General features: G+C 73.6%; 17 protein-coding genes. 7 read left to right on the top strand and 10 right to left on the bottom strand.

Annotation, left to right across the window (positions count from 1 at the left end; all coding sequences use genetic code 11):
- Positions 1–3: 3 nt before the first annotated feature.
- On the bottom strand, positions 4–363 hold the full coding sequence (locus AC4BG9_RS01160) for a hypothetical protein (RefSeq protein ID WP_490569247.1): 360 nt from the start codon (positions 361–363) through the stop codon (positions 4–6).
- 193 nt (positions 364–556) lie between these two features.
- Between AC4BG9_RS01160 and AC4BG9_RS01165 the strand changes: the two genes are divergently transcribed.
- Together AC4BG9_RS01165 and AC4BG9_RS01170 are read left to right on the top strand one after the other, a co-directional pair.
- Positions 557–1,405 carry an RCC1 domain-containing protein gene (locus AC4BG9_RS01165; protein WP_490569248.1) on the top strand — a complete coding sequence of 283 codons (849 nt, stop codon included), beginning with the start codon at positions 557–559 and terminating at the stop codon, positions 1,403–1,405.
- A gap of 238 nt (positions 1,406–1,643) precedes the next feature.
- Positions 1,644–2,282, top strand: coding sequence for a hypothetical protein (locus AC4BG9_RS01170; protein ID WP_490569249.1), 639 nt, complete (start codon positions 1,644–1,646; stop codon positions 2,280–2,282).
- Between the two features lie 90 nt (positions 2,283–2,372).
- Here AC4BG9_RS01170 and AC4BG9_RS01175 read toward each other — a convergent pair whose 3' ends face one another.
- The 5 genes from AC4BG9_RS01175 to AC4BG9_RS01195 all read right to left on the bottom strand — a co-directional run bounded on the left by AC4BG9_RS01175 (position 2,373) and on the right by AC4BG9_RS01195 (position 6,855).
- Entirely contained in the window at positions 2,373–3,401 is a 1,029-nt protein-coding gene (locus AC4BG9_RS01175; protein ID WP_490569250.1) for an alpha/beta hydrolase, read from the bottom strand.
- A gap of 41 nt (positions 3,402–3,442) precedes the next feature.
- Positions 3,443–4,669 carry a Dyp-type peroxidase gene (locus AC4BG9_RS01180; protein WP_490569251.1) on the bottom strand — a complete coding sequence of 409 codons (1,227 nt, stop codon included), beginning with the start codon at positions 4,667–4,669 and terminating at the stop codon, positions 3,443–3,445.
- A complete protein-coding gene (locus AC4BG9_RS01185) occupies positions 4,666–5,352 on the bottom strand; it encodes a copper chaperone PCu(A)C (RefSeq protein WP_490569252.1) in 687 nt (228 codons plus the stop codon). Before AC4BG9_RS01185 ends, AC4BG9_RS01180 begins: the two co-directional genes overlap by 4 nt.
- Before the next feature lie 94 nt (positions 5,353–5,446).
- Positions 5,447–6,184 carry a hypothetical protein gene (locus AC4BG9_RS01190; protein WP_490569253.1) on the bottom strand — a complete coding sequence of 246 codons (738 nt, stop codon included), beginning with the start codon at positions 6,182–6,184 and terminating at the stop codon, positions 5,447–5,449.
- A 107-nt stretch (positions 6,185–6,291) separates the two neighbouring features.
- Positions 6,292–6,855, bottom strand: a complete 564-nt coding sequence (locus AC4BG9_RS01195; protein WP_490569254.1) for a hemerythrin domain-containing protein — start codon at positions 6,853–6,855, stop codon at positions 6,292–6,294.
- A 183-nt stretch (positions 6,856–7,038) separates the two neighbouring features.
- On the opposite strand from AC4BG9_RS01195, the gene AC4BG9_RS01200 reads away from it, so the two are divergent.
- Positions 7,039–8,664 carry an acyl-CoA dehydrogenase family protein gene (locus tag AC4BG9_RS01200; protein ID WP_490569255.1) on the top strand — a complete coding sequence of 542 codons (1,626 nt, stop codon included), beginning with the start codon at positions 7,039–7,041 and terminating at the stop codon, positions 8,662–8,664.
- Between the two features lie 217 nt (positions 8,665–8,881).
- On the opposite strand, the gene AC4BG9_RS01205 is transcribed toward AC4BG9_RS01200, so the two are convergent.
- Positions 8,882–9,748 (bottom strand): aldo/keto reductase, encoded by an 867-nt coding sequence (locus AC4BG9_RS01205; RefSeq protein ID WP_490569256.1) that lies wholly within the window; start codon positions 9,746–9,748, stop codon positions 8,882–8,884.
- A 266-nt stretch (positions 9,749–10,014) separates the two neighbouring features.
- On the opposite strand from AC4BG9_RS01205, the gene AC4BG9_RS01210 reads away from it, so the two are divergent.
- Positions 10,015–10,368: a hypothetical protein gene (locus AC4BG9_RS01210; protein ID WP_490569257.1), complete on the top strand. Its 354-nt coding sequence runs from the start codon at positions 10,015–10,017 to the stop codon at positions 10,366–10,368.
- 56 nt (positions 10,369–10,424) lie between these two features.
- Here AC4BG9_RS01210 and AC4BG9_RS01215 read toward each other — a convergent pair whose 3' ends face one another.
- Positions 10,425–11,588 (bottom strand): acyl-CoA dehydrogenase family protein, encoded by a 1,164-nt coding sequence (locus tag AC4BG9_RS01215; protein WP_490569258.1) that lies wholly within the window; start codon positions 11,586–11,588, stop codon positions 10,425–10,427.
- Positions 11,589–11,661: 73 nt separating this feature from the next.
- Here AC4BG9_RS01215 and AC4BG9_RS01220 point away from each other — a divergent pair, with 73 nt between their 5' ends.
- Positions 11,662–12,339, top strand: a complete 678-nt coding sequence (locus tag AC4BG9_RS01220) for a TetR family transcriptional regulator (RefSeq protein WP_490569259.1) — start codon at positions 11,662–11,664, stop codon at positions 12,337–12,339.
- Positions 12,340–12,355: 16 nt separating this feature from the next.
- Here the strand turns inward: AC4BG9_RS01220 and AC4BG9_RS01225 are convergent, their stop codons facing one another.
- Positions 12,356–13,378, bottom strand: coding sequence for a hemolysin family protein (locus AC4BG9_RS01225; protein ID WP_490569260.1), 1,023 nt, complete (start codon positions 13,376–13,378; stop codon positions 12,356–12,358).
- Complete coding sequence (locus AC4BG9_RS01230; protein ID WP_490569261.1) at positions 13,375–14,748, bottom strand: hemolysin family protein; 1,374 nt, start codon at positions 14,746–14,748, stop codon at positions 13,375–13,377. The genes AC4BG9_RS01225 and AC4BG9_RS01230 overlap by 4 nt, the downstream gene beginning before the upstream one ends.
- 209 nt (positions 14,749–14,957) lie before the next feature.
- Here AC4BG9_RS01230 and AC4BG9_RS01235 point away from each other — a divergent pair, with 209 nt between their 5' ends.
- Both AC4BG9_RS01235 and AC4BG9_RS01240 read left to right on the top strand, forming a co-directional pair.
- The gene (locus AC4BG9_RS01235) at positions 14,958–15,866 is read left to right on the top strand and encodes an XRE family transcriptional regulator (RefSeq protein WP_490569262.1); all 909 of its coding nucleotides are present in this window, start codon (positions 14,958–14,960) and stop codon (positions 15,864–15,866) included.
- A 97-nt stretch (positions 15,867–15,963) separates the two neighbouring features.
- Positions 15,964–17,559, top strand: coding sequence for a S8 family peptidase (locus tag AC4BG9_RS01240; RefSeq protein ID WP_490569263.1), 1,596 nt, complete (start codon positions 15,964–15,966; stop codon positions 17,557–17,559).
- Positions 17,560–17,659: the final 100 nt, after the last annotated feature.

The raw sequence follows: 17,659 nt of genomic DNA on the forward strand, positions 1-17,659 counted from the left end.
GGTTCACCGTTCCCCGAGTGAGACCGGCGCCGACCAGGTGCCAGCGGGAGGAGACCGCGTCGGCGAGCTTCTCCGCAGCCCGGCCGGCGGCGTACCCGGTCCTGGCCCGGGCATCGAGCCACACCCCGCCACCGATCTCGCACCGTCGCCCTCAGCCACCCCACCAGGGGCACCGACGGTGCCGATGACCCGCATCCGCAGCGCCTCGACCCCGTCGACCAGCCGGGTCAGGTCCAGCAACGCCTCCCGCTGCGCGAGCGCCGACAGGTACATCGGATCGGCCGCCGCGGCCAGGTCGAGGGCGGCGTCGATGAGCCCCACCGCCCGGGTGATCGGGTGGCCACCACCTGCCTGCTCCCACATCGCGGACCCCCTCCCCGTGCCGTACCGGAGGACCCCGATGCCCTCCCGACACCCACCAGTCAACAGACGACCACCGACAAGCAGGCTCCCCTGAACGCGCACTTCTCAGAGACCGGACAAGCATGCGAAATCGGTCCTGGGGCCTGGAGCGGGGTGGACCGCCCGACGTCCGGTGATCCGTCATGCTGTGCCGGTGAGCAGTCCTGTCCTCGCCGGTGGACCACGACACTCGTTGGGTCTGTGTGCTGACGGCACCGTGGTGGCGGCCGGCACGGGGGCGTCCGGTGAGTGTCGAGTCGAGGACTGGGTCCAGGTGGTTGGCGTAGCTGCGGGAGACGTGCACACGGCGTCGAACACCGGACGGTCGCACAGCGTCGGCCTCCGCGCGGACGGCACTGTGGTGGCGACGGGCTGGAACGGCGACGGACAGTGTGACGTCGCGTCATGGCGCGGCGTGACCCTTGTCGCCGCGGGCTGGCGCCGCACCCTGGGGCTCCTCGGTGACGGCACCGTGGTGGCTGCGGGACGGCTCCGCGACGGAGCGTGCGACGTGAGCCGCTGGCGTGAGGCTGTCGCCCTGGCCTGTGGCGACTGGCACTCGGTGGGCCTCAGGGCCGATGGGACGACCGTCGCCGTGGGGAACGATCGCCGGGGCCAGTGCGCGGTCGACACCTGGCGTGACGTTGCCGCCGTCGCCGCCGGCTACCTTCACACCGTCGGTCTCACCGACGACGGACGCGTCCTCGCGGTCGGGGACCGATCGACGGGCGCCTGTGACGTCGGTACCTGGCGGGACGTCGTGACAGTGGCAGCTGGGAGCCACCACACCGTCGCAGTCACCACCGCCGGCCGAGTCGTGGCCGTGGGTGGCAACGACTCCGGCCAGTGCGACGTGGCCGACTGGCGCGGGATCGTGGCAGTGGCGGCCGGATCCACCCACACCCTCGGACTGCAAGCGGACGGAACCGTCGTCGCTGCCGGAAGCAACCAGCACGCTCAGTGCGACATCACCGGCTGGGCCGCGATCCGGGCGCCTGACTAGGTGTCGCAAGGAGGCCGCTCTGCCGCGGCTCCAGGGTCGAGGCGCCTCACCGCCCGGCTAGACCGTCCGGGCAAAGCAGGTTTGCCCCTGGCCCACCCGGGTATGCCCCGGTCCTCACTCCGTCTGAAAGGGCTCCTCCATGCCTAGGTTGCTACGTCGCTCATCCGCCCTCCTCGCCGGAGTCCTCGCGGCGGGTGCCTTCAGCGCCCCCGCCCAGGCGGACCCCAACGCGGTCACCGTGAGCGCCGGACCCGGCGTGCTCTTCACCGACTGTGTCGACCACCCCTTCAGCTACTCCATCTCCCCGCCGCTGGACAACCTGAGCTGGAACATCGCGCTGACCGTCCAGGCCCCGGACGGCACCGCCGCCGGCTCCCTCTACATCAGCCGCGGCGACCCGACCACCGGCGTCGACACGGAGCAGTTCTGCGGTGGAACCGACATCCCCGGCACCTACACGGTCACCGGTTCCTACTCGCTCACCCTCTGGCCCAACCGCACCGGGGCACCCGTCACGACGACCACCGAGGTCCCTCCCTTCACCTTCGACATGCGGCTGCCCGGAACGGCCGTCACCGCCAAGACACCGACCAAGAAGGTGAAGCGCGGGAAGAAGGTGAAGGTCAACGTCTCGGTGACCGACGAGCGCCCGACCGGGGACTACTTCGGCACCGACGGCGCCCGGGTCTACCTGCAGCGCAAGAAGGGCTCGAAGTGGGTCTCGGTGCCGAAGGCGAAGGGCTACACGAAGAGCTCGGGCAAGGCGCAGCTGCGCTACAAGCACACCTGGAAGGGGAAGACGACGCTGCGCGCCGTCTCCAGCATCCAGGACCTGGGCATCGCGACGTCGTCGCCCTTCACGGTCAAGGGCCGCTGACCCGAACCCACGAGGCCCCACGGTGCGGCCGCTGTGCCGCTCCGTGGGGCCGGGGACCGACATGGGTCCAGGGCCTGCTTCCCAGCAGGCTCAGCGGCTCAGCGCCTCCCGCTGCGCGGCGACGATCGCGGCAGCGGCGGCGCGGGCGTCCCGCGCGAGGTAGGGGATCGCGAGGAACCCGTGCGGCATCCGGTGGAACTCCTCCACCCGCACCGGCACCCCCGCGGCGGCCAGCTTCTCGGCGTACCGCAGGCCGCTGTCGCGCAGCGGGTCCCGACCGGCCAGCACCACCAGGGCGGGTGGGAGACCGGAGTGGTCGGGGGCCAGGACCGGGGAGAGCCGCCAGTCGTCGGGGTCGGCGCCGTCGTCGACGTAGTGGCCGTGGAAGACCTCGAGGTCCTCGTTGCTCAGCACCACCGCCAGGGTGTTCTCCCGGTAGGAGCGGTCGTCCTTGAGCCTCTCGGTCAGGTCGGTGGCCGGATAGATCAGGGTCTGGTGCTTGATCGGCGGGCCGCCGGCGTCGCGGGCCATCAGGGAGGTCACCGCAGTCAGGTTGCCGCCGGCGCTGTCACCCATCACCGCCAGCCGGTCCGGGTCCGCGCCGAGCTCGGCGGCCTGGGCGTGGGTCCACTCCAACGCCGCCCAGCAGTCCTCCACCGCGGCCGGGAACCGGTGGGTCGGCGCGAGCCGGTAGTCGACGGCCACCACCACGGCGCCCACGCCGGCGCTGACCCGGCCGTGCAGCCAGTCGCCCTGCCGGGCGCTGCCGAGGGAGAAGCCACCGCCGTGGAAGGCGACCACCACCGGCAGCGTCCCGGTGGCCCCGCGCGGACGGTAGATCCGCAGCGGCAGGTCGCCCTGGGGCCCGGGCAGCGAGGCTCGCTCCACCTGGACGTCGCGCGGCAGCCGCCCCAGCACCAGGTTGGCGGGCCCCCGGTCGGGGAGCGCCAGCCGCTGCACCCGCGCCAGGGCCGCCTCGTCCATGTGGGCGACGGAGAAGGCCTTGCCGCGGCGCATCACCGCCCCGACCAGCCGCACCCCGACCGGCATCGGGATCGGTCCCTCGGGCGGCAGGGGGTGACCGGCGGGCGGCGGAGCGGTGCTCGGTGCGTCATCCACCCCACCATGCTCCCCCGCCGCCCCAACCACGGGCGCCCCGCTCAGCCGAGGAGCTGGTGGCCGAGCCACTGGCCCTCCTCGAAGCCGGGCAGGATCGCGAACTCCGCCGAACCGACCGCGGTGGTCCACTCGTTGAGGGCGTCGGAGACGTCCATCGCCTGCTGGATCGGCACGAACTGGTCGCTGAGGTCGCGCTGGAAGCTCTGGAAGAGCAGCCCCGTCTCGGAGCCCCCCGGCCCGACCAGCTCGTAGTTGGCCCCCTTGCGGAAGATCCGCCGCCCCCCGTGGGTGGAGTGGTGGGTACGCCGGGCGTGCGCGTCCTTGGCGACCACCCAGCGGTCCCCGTCCCGGGCGGTCAGGTCGACGTCGCTGCGCTCGTGCCCGCCGGTCAGCGGCGCCCCGTCGTCGAGGCGGCGCCCGACCGAGGCCTCCTGCTCGTCGCGGGTGAGCTCGTCCCAGGTGGGCAGCTCCATCCGGATGCGGCGGACCACCAGGGTGGTGCCGCCGGCCCACGCCCCCTCGCGGATCCACACCGTGGAGTCGAAGAGGGCGGTCCCGGGTCGCGGGTTGGCCGAGCCGTCGACCTGGCCGAAGAGGTTGCGGCCGGTGACCGGACGGCCCCGCTCGTCGCGACCACGCCAGGAGCCCTGCTGGCGCCACCGCAGGGTGGCGAAGGGACGCGCGTCGGCGACCAGGCGGCGTACGGCGTGACCCACGGTGGTCGCGTCGGCGCCGGTGACCAGCAGCAGCAGGTCTCCCCCGCTCCACTCCTCCTGGAGCCGGTCGTGGCGCATCGGCGGCACCGGCGCGAACCCGGCCGGCGCCGCGATGCCCCACCCGGGGCCCAGCAGCGACGGGCCGAGCCCGACGGTGACGGTGAGGTCGGCCACGGCCGCCAGCCACGGGGTGGTGTCGCCCGGGGCGCCGCGCCCGGCGGCGAGCGACTCCACGTCGCCCGTCCAGACCCGCATCAGCCGGGCCAGGGCGTCGCGGTCCCGGCTGCGGCGCAGCTCGGGCAGCAGGTCGAGGGCGACCAGCTCGGTCGCCCCCGAGAGGTGGACGGCCACCCCGGGCTGGTGCTCGCCGTGCGGCGAGATGACGCGCGGCAACGCGTCCGAGCCCGACCCCCGGCCACGGGCATCGCCCGCCTCCTGGCCGTCGTCGAGCGCCTGGACGCCGACCACCCCCGCCGAGGCGCCCGCGGCGGCCCCGGCGACCGCGGCCCCGGCGTAGCCCAGCAGCCGGCGCCGGCCGATGGCGGAGCTCACGGGCTCTTGTCCCCGTGGTGGTCGCCCTCGCCCTGGCCGTCGTCGCCGTGGCCGTCGTCGACGTGGCCGTCGTCGCCGTGGTCGTGGCTGCCGTGGTCGTGGTAGTTCCCGGCCTCCTCGGTGAACTCCTTGATCGGCGCGCTCACCTCCCGGGTGGAGCCGTCGGAGAGCTCGAGGACCACCTCGACCTCGTCACCGGCCTCGAGCTCCTCGGTGAGGTCCATCAGCATCACGTGGCTGCCGCCGGGCTGGAGCAGCTGACCGCGCCCGGGGGCCAGGGTCAGGCCGCCCTCGATCCGGCGCATCACCATCTCGCCGTCGACCGCGGCCATCTCGTGGAGCTCGGCGCGGCCGGCGACGGGGCTGGAGGCGCCGGTGACGGTGATGTCGGTGTCACCGGCGTTGTCCAGGACCATGAAGGCCGCGGTCATCGACGGGTCCTTGCTGCCGACGGTGCCGCGGACCCAGGGGTCCTGCACCTCGAGCATCTCGGCGGCCGGGGTGGCGGCCTGGGACTGGCTCGCCGGGTCGGCGGCGTCCCCGTCGTCCTCGCCGCAGGCCGTCAGCCCGGCGCCGAGCAGCACCGCCAGCAGGGAGACCGGGACGGTGCGGCGCAGCCGGGAGCGGCGGATCGGCCCGAGCTGGCCGGCCGGGTGGGCGGGGTGGGTAGGCAGGTGGTTCATCGAAGCTCTCCTCGCGGACGCGCTGGCTGGATCCCCCGGCCGCGGACGCGGTCGGGCGTGGCGTGCCTGGCCGCCGGGACGGACGTCCCGGGGGTCAGGCGGCGAGGAGGAGAGGTGGCCCCCGGTGGCGCGGGCCGTGCCGGGCCAGCACCTGGGAGACGCGTAGCTGCGGGGGGCACGGGCCGAGCCGGGAGCCGGCCACGCCGACGCCGAGGCGCACGCCGTCGGCGGCCAGCACCAGGCGCCAGGCGGCGACGGCGACCTGGGCACGGGCGGCGGCGAGCAGCAGGAGGCGCCACAGCGCCCCCTCGCCGACGGCGAGGAAGAGGCCGAGGGCCGCGGCACCGGCGAGGTGCGCGAGCACCATGGCCGGGCCCTGGGCGACGAGGTGGTCGAGCTGGTGGCCGAGCCACCCGACCGGGAGCGCCGAGCCCTCGGCGATTCCGGGCGGCGGGGCATAGCTCGCGGTGTAGAGGTCGAGCAGGTTCCCGGTCGTCTCGCCCGGCACCGGGGCCACCGGGACCGTCACCGACGCCGCCGGCGCCGCGTCGCCCTGGTGTCCGGCGAGCCCGGAGAGCAGGGCGTGGCCGGCGGTCTGCCCGGCGAGCACCAGCAGCACCAGGCCGGCGGGGGTACGCCGGACCCGGACCAGCCGGGAGGCGAGCAGCACCGCACCGGCCAGCAGCAGCCCCAGGGTCGCGGCCGACGGCAGGCGCCCTCCGCCGGCCACGTGGGAGAGCACACCCGTGCCGAGGGCCGCGGCGCCGAGCACGCCCGCCCGGCCCCAGAGCACGAGGCCTCCCGGGGCGGGCACGAGAGCGGCAGCCTGCACGGCACGAAGCCTAGCCGCGGCCGGGGCACCCCCGGGCGGGACCGGGCGTGATCCACGACTCCCCGGCCGGCGCCCGGGTCCGGCGCCCGGGTCCGGCGGGAGTCGGTTCAGGCGGGGCGGCCGAGCACCTGGTTGACGGCGTCGCGGGTGCGGTCGACCAGGGAGGCGATCGGGCCGGCCATCAGGTTGGTGGTCATCGAGGAGCCGACCGACGGGTGCGGGTGCGTGGGCGCGAGCGCGGCGGCGATCTTGACGGCGGTGGCCATCTTCTCCAGCTGGGCCGGGTCGATCTCCTCGCGCAGCAGCGGGAACTCCTCCTGCTCCTCCGCGGCCGCGTGGTCGAGGACAGCGGTCTCCAGCTCGGCGAAGAACCCGTCGAAGTCGTGCTCGGTGACCTTCATCCCGTCGAGCCGGGCGAGCAGCTTCTTGGCGGCGGTCTCCTCCTCGAGCCTGGCGTCGACCACGTCGTTGCCGCCCTCGGTGAGCCGGGCGCGCGGGTGGGTGATCAGCTCCTCGGCGGTCTCGTGGACGGCGAGCAGCCGGCGCAGGCGCTCGAAGTTGTCCTGCTTCTCCTCACCCTCGGTGGCCCGCACGGCGGCGAAGAGGTCGCGGATCTGCTGGTGCTGCTCCAGGAGCAGGTCGACGACGTCGGGGGTGGCGGTGGCGGCCATGGTGGTCCCTCTCGGCTGGGCGGAGCGGTGGACCCGCGTCGTACCCACTCCCCCGCCCGGCACGCGACGCACCAGCCTGTGTCGCCCACCACAGCGGGCGGACCGCGGGGCAGACATTACGTTTGAGCCCACACTCCTCATCGGAGTCGTGAGGCGTCAGCGCACCGCCGGAGGGAGCCCGCCATGACCACCACCCACGAGGTCACCAACCAGGTGCCGCCGCTGGAGGGCCACGACACCAGCGCCGATCCCGCCCTGCGTGAGGGCCTGGAGCGGGAGGGCGCCGGCTGGGCGCTGCCCGAGGTCTCCGCGCTCGGCCGGCTGGCGGGCACCGCGGAGTCCCAGGAGCTCGGCCGGCAGGCCGAGCGCCACTCCCCCGTCCTGCACACCCACGACCGCTACGGCCACCGGGTCGACGAGGTGGTCTACGACCCCAGCTACCACCAGCTGATGCGCACCGCCGTCGAGCACGGCCTGCACGCCGCGCCCTGGGCCGACGACCGCCCCGGCGCCCACGTGGCTCGGGCGGCGAAGTTCATGGTGTGGAACGTGGACGCGGGCCACGGCTGCCCGATCTCGATGACCTACGCGGTGGTCCCGGCCCTGCGCGAGAGCCCACAGCTCGCCTCCGCGTACGAGCCGCTGCTCACCACCCGGACCTACGACCCCTCGCTGCGCGACCCCGCCACCAAGGGCGGGCTGATCGCCGGCATGTCGATGACCGAGAAGCAGGGCGGCTCCGATGTCCGCGCCAACACCACCACCGCGACCCCGCAGCCCGACGGCACCCACCGGCTGGTCGGGCACAAGTGGTTCACCAGCGCCCCGATGTCCGACTTCTTCCTCACCCTGGCCCAGGCCCCGGGCGGGCTCTCCTGCTTCCTGGTGCCCCGGGTGCTGCCCGGCGGCGAGCGCAACGCGATGCGGCTGATGCGGCTCAAGGACAAGCTGGGCAACCGCTCCAACGCCTCGTCGGAGATCGAGTACGACGACGCGGTCGGTTGGCTGGTCGGCGAGGAGGGACGCGGCGTGCGCACCATCGTGGAGATGGTCAACATGACCCGGCTCGACTGCGTGATCGGCTCGAGCACGGCGATGCGCAGCGCCCTGGTCCGCGCCACCCACCACGCCCGGTACCGCTCAGCCTTCGGCCGCCCGCTGCTCGACCAGCCGCTGATGCGCAACGTGCTCGCCGACCTGGCCGTCGAGTCCGAGGCCGCGACCACGGTGGTGACCCGCCTCGCCGGCGCCACCGACCGCGCGGTGCGCGGCGACGAGGGCGAGGCGGCGCTGCGCCGGCTCGGGCTGGCGGTGACCAAGTACCTGGTCTGCAAGCGGGCGCCGTACGCCGTCGGCGAGGCGCTGGAGTGCCTGGGCGGCAACGGCTACATCGAGGAGTTCGACCTGGCCCGGATCTACCGGGAGGCGCCGTTGCTCTCCATCTGGGAGGGCTCGGGCAACGTCGCCGCGCTCGACGCGCTCCGGGCGATGGCGCGCGAGCCGCACACGGTGGAGGCGTACTTCGCCGAGGTCGAGCAGGCGGGCGGGGCGGACTCCCGCTTCGACGACGCGCTGGCCCGGCTCAAGAAGGAGCTCTCGTCGGCCGACGACCTGGAGCTGCGGGCCCGTCGGGTGGTGGAGCAGCTGGCGCTGGTGCTCCAGGGCTCGCTGCTGGTGCGGCATGCCCCGGCCGCGGTCGCCGACGCGTTCTGCGCCTCACGGCTCGACCGCGACTGGGGCCACGTCTTCGGCACCCTGCCGCCAGGGCTCGACCTGGACGCCGTGCTGGCCCGGGCGATGCCTACGTGAGGCCGCGACCGACGCCGCCTCCTGCCTGGTGACGGCGTGGAACGCAGCCGCTGTGCTGGTCCAGAGGTCGCCCGTAGCCTTTCCCGCCCTGGCTCGTTGAGCCTGGTGGTCGAGGTCGCACCACCAGCCGGGGCCCCAGTCCGTGGGGGGAGGGGCCCCGGCGTGCGGCCTCGATCACCGCCAGCGCGCGATGCGCCCTGGACAGTCGGTCAGGCCGTCAGCCTGCGTCCAGCGCGGCGATCTCCTCGGGCTCCAGCACGAGGTCGGCGGCCGCGGCGGAGTCCCTGATCGACTCGGGCCGCTTCGCCCCCGGGATCGGGATGACGACCGGCGCCTGGGCCAGCTCCCAGGCCAGAGCGACCTGCTGCGCGGAGACGCCGCGTCGCTCGGCCACCTCGGCGAAGGCCGGGTGCTGGGCGGCGAGCTCCTTGGCGCCGCCCAGGCCCCCCAGCGGGCTCCACGCCAGGAAGGCCAGCCCGAGCTCGGCGCAGACCTCGATCTCGGTCCGGCTGGAGCGGAACGCCGGGCTGAACTGGTTCTGCACGCTGACCAGCGAGTCGCCCAGCACGGCGTGGGCGTCGCGGATCTGCTGCGGGTCCGCGTTCGAGAGCCCGATGCTCGCCACCTTGCCGCTGGCGGCGATCTCGGCGAGCGTGCCGATCACCTCGGCGTAGGGCACCTGGGGGTCGGGACGGTGGTGCTGCCACAGAGCGATCTGCTCGACGCCGAGCCGGCGCAGGCTGGCGTCGACGGCGGCCCGCAGGTGCTCCGGGCGGCTGTTCGTCGCCCACCCGCCCCCGTCGGTGCGCAGGTGGCCGCCCTTGGTCGCCAGCACCACCTGGTCCCGGACGCCGAGCTCGTCGAGCAGGCTCGCGACCAGCGTCTCGTTGACGCCCTGCGCCTGCTCCCCGGCCTCGCTCGGCCCGTAGGCATCCGCGGTGTCGAGCAGCGTGACGCCGCTGTCGAGCGCCGTCCGGAGGGTGTCGAGCAGCTGCTCGCGCGGCTGCTCCCCGCTCTGCGTGAAGGTCATCAGGCCGAGCCCGACGGCGCCGACCTGCCAGGTTCCCAGGGTCCGTGTGTGCATGCGCACGACCCTACGCAGGCGGTGCACACAGGCGACCCGGACGACGATGGACGAACGGCAGGACCGGCACGGTGGGATCGGTTAGCCTGACCGAGGTTGGTATCACCGACCGCGCTTCCACGTGGCAGACCACGTGAATCATCGCGGAGAGCACTGGGCAGGTGGCGAGCACCGGGCCCAGGACATGTCCGGATGGGGTGCGGCGCCCTGTTGCGCCGACATGACTCCACCGGTGCCCCGGCACCGGCAGACGGAAAGGACCTGACATGTCCCCCAAGGACGAGAAGAACCTGACGCAGGTGACCGACAAGATCGCGGAGATGGACGAGCCGACGCGCTCGACGATGCAGCGCGTGCACGAGGTCATCATGACGGCGGCCCCCGCCCTCAAGCCCCGCCTCTGGTACGGGATGCCGGCCTACGCGAAGTCGGCGAGCACGCCCGCGCTGGTCACGCTGCGCAACGACGAGCGGCTGAACCTCGCGATCACGGAGAAGGCTCCCTTCCGCGCGGCAGGCGGCGCGGACGGGCAGCTGATGCCGGCTGCGTGGTTCTTCGAGACGGTGGACGCCGCCACCGAGAAGCGCATCGCCGAGATCGTCGGCTCGGTGGTCGACTGAGTCGCCACCCCCTGACGCCCTGACGTGCGCGGGCGCACGTCAGGGCGTCGACCGGGTCAGCCCGCGAGCAGCTTGCGCGCCATCACGATCCGCTGCACCTGGTTGGTGCCCTCGTAGATCTGGGTGATCTTGGCGTCTCGCATCATCCGCTCGACCGGGAAGTCCTGGGTGTAGCCGTAGCCGCCGAGCAGCTGGACCGCGTCGGTGGTGATCTCCATCGCGACGTCGGAGGCGAAGCACTTGGCGGCCGCCCCGAAGAAGCCCAGGTCGGCGTCGTCGCGCTCCGACTTCGCCGCGGCGACGTAGACCATCTGCCGGGCGGCCTCGAGCTTCATCGCCATGTCGGCGAGCATGAACTGGATGCCCTGGAAGTCGGCGATGTGCTTGCCGAACTGCTTGCGCTCCTTGACGTAGCCGACCGCGAAGTCGAGCGCGCCCTGGGCGATGCCGACCGCCTGCGCGCCGATGGTGACGCGGGTGTGGTCCAGGGTGCGCAGCGCGAGCTTGAGGCCGGTGCCGGGCTCGCCGATCATCCGGTCGGCGGGGATCCGCACCCCGTCGAAGAGCAGCTCGCGGGTCGGGGAGCCCTTGATGCCGAGCTTCCGCTCCTTCTCCCCGAAGGTGAATCCCTCGTCCGACTTCTCCACGATGAAGGCGCTCACGTTGTTGCCGCGCGAGCCCTCGGGGTCGGTGACCGCGAGGACGGTGTAGTACTCCGAGACCCCGGCGTTGGTGATCCACGACTTCTGGCCGTCGAGCACGTAGTGGTCGCCGTCGAGCCGGGCGCGGGTCCGCATCGCGGCGGTGTCGGAGCCGGCGTCGCGCTCGGAGAGGCCGTAGGAGAAGCCGCCCCGACCCTGGGCCAGCGGGGTCAGGTAGCGCTTCTTGAGGTCGTGGTCCCCGCCGAGGATCAGCGGCATCGAGCCGAGCTTGTTGACCGCCGGGATGAGGGAGGCCGACGCGTCGACCCGCGCGACCTCCTCGATGACCAGGCAGGTGGCGAGCGCGTCGGCACCGGCGCCGTCGTACTCCTCCGGCACGTGAGGGGCGAAGAAGTCGGAGGCGACCAGCGCGTCGTGCGCCTCCTGGGGATAGCGCATCTGGTCGTCGACCTCGGCCGCGTACGGCGCGATCTTGGCCTCGCAGACGGCACGGACGGCGTCGCGGATCGCCTGGTGCTCCTCGGAGAGCTGGTAGAGGTCGAAGTCAGGGTTGCTCATGGGTCTCTCTTCATTCAGGTAGGGACTGCATCCCGATGGTACGGTACTGAGTACCGCCCCCCAGGATGGAGCCATGAGCAGAAGCCGGGAGCGCCTGATCGAGGCCGCCTTCGCCCTCTTCGACGAGCGAGGCTTCGAGGAGACGACCGTCGACGACGTCGCCGAGCGCGCCGGGGTCGGGCGCACCACCTTCTTCCGGGCCTTCAAGTCCAAGGAGGACGTGATCTTCCCCGACCACGCGGTGGTCCTGGGAGCGGTGCGCGACAGGCTCGCCACCGCGACCGACGCCACCGCGCCGGTCGCGGTCACCGAGGCGGCCCGCCTGGTCCTCCAGCACTACCTCGAGGAGGGCGACCGGGCACGCATCCGCTACCGGCTCACGCGCAGCGTGCCGACGCTGAGGGCCCGGGAGATCGCGAGCCAGCGGCAGTACCAGCAGACCTTCCGCGACTTCTTCCACGACTGGCTCGGCAGCACGCCCGAGACCGCCCTGCGGGCCGAGCTGATGGCCAACGCCGTGGTGACCGCGCACAACCACGTGCTGCGGCGCTGGCTGCGCGGTCAGCTCGACCGGCCCGCGGTGGAGGCTCAGTTCCGGGCCGCGATGGACGAGGTGCTCCGGCTGCACGGCTCCGCCCCGGACCCCTCCCCCGGGCCGGCCGGCTCCCTGGTGGTGCTGCGCACGACCCGGTCGCTGGAGGAGATGCTCCCCGCGCTCCGCGAGATCGCCGGGCCGCCCACCCACGGGTGAGGTGCGGCCCGGGAGCTCAGGCGCTCCGGGTGTGGGGGAAGAGCCGGGCCAGCAGGTCCGCCATGGTGATCACACCCACGGTGGCGCCGTCCCGCTCCACCAGCACCAGCTGGCTGCTGGTACGTCGCATGTGGGCGAGCGCCTCGTAGATCCTCGTCGTCCGGGGCAGGGTCCGCACCGGGCGCACCAGCGGAGCGACCGGCTCCGTCCCGGGCCGGACCAGGGTGTCGCGCACGTGCACCATGCCGGCGTACTCCTCGCCCTGCGGGCCGGGGCCGCGCACCAGGATCCGGAGGTGGCCGGACTCCCGGGAGACGGCCTGCACGTCCGCGACCGTGGCGTCGGCCCCCACGCAGCTGAGCGGGGCGGGCTCCACCAGGTCGGCGAGCGTCATCGTCTCCAGGTCGAGGGCGCCGGCGAGCTGGACCGAGTAGCCGGCGTCCAGGGCGCCCACGTTGACCGAGTGCTCCACCAGGTGGCGCAGCGCCGCCGGGTCCTGTCCTGTCGAGGCGTCCTCGTCGGGGTCGACCCCGACCCGGCGCAGGCACCAGTTGGCGGACTCGTTGAGGGCGCGCAGCACCGGGCGGGTGGCCCACATGAACGCCCGCATGGGGAGCGCCAGCATGATGGCGGAGCGCTCGGGGTGGGCGATCGCCCACGACTTGGGGGCCATCTCACCGACCACCAGGTGGAGGAAGGTCACGATGGCCAGCGCCAGCACGAACCCCGTCGCGTCGGCACCCCACGCGGGCAGCCCCCAGCCCTCGAAGACCGGGGTGAGCCAGTGGTGGACGGCGGGCTTGGTGAGGGCGCCGAGCGCCAGCGTGCAGACGGTGATCCCCAGCTGCGAGCCGGCCAGCAGCAGGGTCAGCTCGGAGTGGCTGCGCAGGGCGGCGCGCGCCGACCTGCTGGTGGCGGCGGCGTCCTCGATGCGGTTCTTGCGCGCCGCGATCAGCGCGAACTCGACGGCGACGAAGAAGGCGCTCAGGGCGATGATCGCGACCGTGGCCGCGACCACGATCCACGGGTTGTCGGTCACTGCTCTGCCTCCACGGCGCTGTGGTCCAGGGTGATCCGGACGAGGGTGGGGATGTGGTCGGCGACCTCGAGCACCTCGAGCGCCGCGATCTCGATCACGGGGTCCTCGGGCCCGGCCCAGCTCCCCGGGTCGATGGGGAGGGGCACCCGGACCACGTCGCCGACCTCGGGGAACCGGCCGTGGTGGGCGATGACCAGCCCGCCGAGCGTCTCGTAGTCGCCGCCGGGCAGGTCGCGGCCCAGGGAGCGCTCGACCTCGTCGACGTGGGACCCACCGGGCACCGTCCACGCCTCGCGGCCGGGCTCGGAGGTGACCTGAGGGGCGGGGGCGCGGTCGTGCTCGTCGGTGATCTCGCCGACCAGCTCCTCGGCGAGGTCCTCCACCGTCAGCACGCCGTCGAACCCGCCGTACTCGTCGAGGACGCAGGCGAGCTGGTTGCGGGTGCGGGAGAGCTCGCGCGCCGCGTCGGGCAGCCGCATCAGCGTCGGCACCATCAACGCGGGCCGCGCCAGGTCGCGAGCACACCCGTCCCCGCCGTCGCCGTCCACGCGGAGGACGTCGGCCAGGTGGACGACGCCGACGATCCGCTCGTCCTCGTCCAGCACCGGGTAGCGGGAGTGGCCGCCGGCCATCCGCTCCCTCAGCTCGGCCAGGGTTGCCCCCGCGGGCACGGTGTCGACGCGGACCCGGGGGATCATCGCGTGCTCCACCGTCTCGCCGGGGAAGTCGAGCACCCGGTCCAGCAGCATCGACAGCTCCGGCGGGAGGTCGCCGGTCAACCGCGAGGCGGCCACGATGTGCTCGAGGTCGCGGGCGGTCGCCGAGTGCTCCACGTCGTGCACCGGCTCGATCCGCAGCATCCGTAGGAGCACGTTGGAGGACTGGTCGAAGACCCAGATCAGCCAGCCCGCCACCTTGAGGTAGACCAGGGTCGAGGTGGCCAGCCACCGGGCGACCGGCTCGGGCCGCGCGATCGCGAGGTTCTTGGGGAAGAGCTCCCCGAAGACCATCTGGATCCCGGTGGAGAGCAGCAGGGCCAGGATCGTGCCGACCGCCACCCCGACCGCGGTGGGCACGCCGACGCCGCCGAGCAGCGTGCCCAGCGACCGCCCGATCAGCGGCTCGGCCACGTAGCCCACCAGCAGTCCGGTCACGGTGATGCCGAGCTGTGCACCGGAGAGCATGAATGAGGTGCGCCCGGTGACCTGGAGGGCGCGGCCGGCGGCCGCGTCGCCGTCGGCCGCCCGGGCGCCCAGCCGGGAGCGGTCCACCGACATGTAGGCGAACTCCTGGGCCACGAAGTAGCCCGTGACGACGGTGATCAGCAGCACCACCAGGAGCCCGGCTGCCAGCGTCAGGAGCGCGCTCACCTGCTCGACCCTCGGGTCACGGTGTCCTGCACGAGGACGGGTCTGGGACGGGAGGGGGTCGTACTTTGAGGCTCCATGGCTCTTTTCACGGTGAGGAGATGTCGAGGCGCTCAACGCGCGGGCCCGGGCGTTGGTTCCTCGCGGAGCATGACCTCGCCGACCCACCGGTCGGCGTTGCGGCTCCGGTCGAGGGCGTCTTGAATGTCCGGGTGTCCTCGGGAGGCAGCTTCGCCGACGTGCTCCGTGACGCCATCGAGCGTCGCGGGCTCGGTCTCGAGCGGATCCGCGACCATCTCCAGCAACGCGGCGTCTCGGTCAGCGTCGCCACCTTGAGCTACTGGCAGTCCGGGCGGAGCCGTCCGGAGCGGAAGAGCTCCCTGGCCGCGCTGCCCCACCTCGAGACGGTGCTCGAGCTGGCGCCCGGCACGCTGCACGCGACCCTCGGCATGCCGGCGGCCCGACGCCGCCGCTCGCCCGCGGTGGACCTGGACACCCTGTGGCCCGGTGCGCGCCACGAGCGGGTGCTGGAGCGGCTGGACCCCGGCTGGGACACCGAGCTCGACCGGCTCAGCATCCACGACCGGCTGCTGGTCGGGCCAGACCGGCGACACGTCTCGCTGACCGTCCGTCAGGTCCTGCGGGCCCGCTCCGACGGGCCGGACCGCCGGGTGGTGCTGCACTTCTACGACGACAGGTCGGCCACCCTGCCGACGATCCGGGCGCTGCGGGGGTGCCGGCTGGGGCGCACCGCCAGTGACCCGGACCGGGGCGTGGTCGGCGCGGAGCTGGTCTTCCTGCGGCCCCTGTTGCGCGGGGAGACCGCGATCGTCGAGTACGAGGTCGTCGCCGGCGCCGACGGCCCGTCCGAGGCGTCGTACGGGCGCAAGTTCCGGCTCCCGGTCACCGCATACGTCCTGGAGGTCGAGTTCTCCGGTGCGGCACTGCCGGCCTCCTGCTCGACCTTCGGCACCGCGCAGGAGCAGGCCCCGCTCTTCCTGGACAGCGCCCACCGGGTCCACCTGGTCGGCACCGCCTGCCGCCAGGCGACCGGGATCGAGTGGAGCTGGGAGCCGGACGGCGAACCGCTCGCCGCGGCAGTGGCCGCGCCGGCCGGGTAGGGGCGGCCAGTTAACTGTTAACCCCTCCGGCGCCCTTGTGGCCTCGCCCGAGCCGGACGACGCTCGACGCGTCCGTCTTCCTCGGGAAGGATCCACAATGTCCCCACGCACGTCCCGCCTCCACCTCGGCCTCCTGGCCGTGGCCACCGGCGTCGGGCTGAGCCTGGCGCCGGTCGGTGCCACCGCAGCCACCACCACGCCCGCAGCCGCCGTCGACGACTCCAGGGCCCCCGTCCTCGGGGCCGCCGCCGACGACCGCTACATCGTGGTCTTCGACGACGGCGTCAGCGCCACCAAGGTCGACAACGTCCGCAGCGCGGTCCGCAGCCAGGGCGCGAAGGTCACCAGGACCTTCCGCACCGTCCTGGACGGCTTCGCCGCCAAGCTCTCCGACGAGGCGCTGGAGACCCTGCGCTCCGACCCGCGCGTCGCCTACATCGAGCCCGACCTGCCGGTCACCCTCGCCGAGACCCAATCTCCCGCCACCTGGGGGCTGGACCGCATCGACCAGCGGAGCCTGCCGCTCAACAACTCCTACACCTACAACACCTCCGGCGCCGGCGTCACCGCCTACGTCATCGACACCGGCATCCGCACCACCCACGCGGAGTTCAGCGGGCGGGCGCGCTCCGGCTACACCGCGATCAACGACGGGCGCGGCACCAACGACTGCAACGGCCACGGCACGCACGTGGCCGGCACCGTCGGCGGCGAGACCTACGGCGTCGCCCAGGACGTCACCCTCGTCGCGGTCCGGGTGCTCGACTGCAACGGCAGCGGCACCAACTCCGGGGTCATCGCGGGCGTCGACTGGGTCACCAGCAACCACGCCGCCGGCACCCCCGCCGTGGCCAACATGAGCCTGGGCGGCGGCGTCTCCACCGCGCTCGACCAGGCGGTCGGCCGCTCCATCGCCGACGGGGTCACCTACGCGCTGGCCGCCGGCAACGACTCGGGCGCCAACGCCTGCAACGGCTCCCCCGGGCGGGTCGCCGCCGGACTGACGGTCGGCTCCTCGACGAGCACCGACGCCCGGTCGAGCTTCTCCAACATCGGCACCTGCCTGGACCTCTTCGCGCCGGGCTCGAGCATCACCTCGGCCTGGATCAGCAGCGACTCCTCCACCAACACCATCAGCGGCACCTCGATGGCCACCCCGCACGTCGCCGGCGCCGCCGCGCTCTACCTGCAGGCCAACCCCGGCGCCTCCCCGGCCACGGTGAGCAGCGCGCTCGTCTCCGCGGCCACCACCGGGGTGCTGACCAACGTCGGGACGGGCTCGCCCAACCGGCTGCTCAACATCGGCGGCGGCGGCGCCACCCCGACGCCGACGCCCACCCCGACGCCCACCCCGACGCCCACCCCGACGCCGACACCGACGGGCTGCGCCGCCCTGCCCGAGACGGCCACCGGCTCGCTGACCGGCGCCGGCGACCTCGACCGTTTCCCGGGCAGCAGCGGCTTCACCGCGGTCGCCGGCACCCACGTCGGCTGCCTCGACGGCCCCACGGGCGTCGACTTCGACCTCTACCTGGAGCGGTGGAACGGCTCCGCGTGGGTGGTGGTCGCCCGGGGCACCAGCACCGCGCCGGACGAGCGGGTCACCTACACCGGCACCGCCGGCACCTACTCCTGGCGGGTCGTGTCCTACTCGGGCCGCGGCACCTACACGTTCGGCTTCGACCGGCCGTGAGCCCGACGGCTCCCCCCGCCCGGTGAGCGGGCGGGGGGAGCCGTCCCGCGGAGTCCTGTCCGCCCCGCCCGGCAAAGAGCGGGACACGGGCCCCGGCGCT

The sequence above is a fragment of the Nocardioides sp. Z40_12 genome (assembly GCF_058215795.1).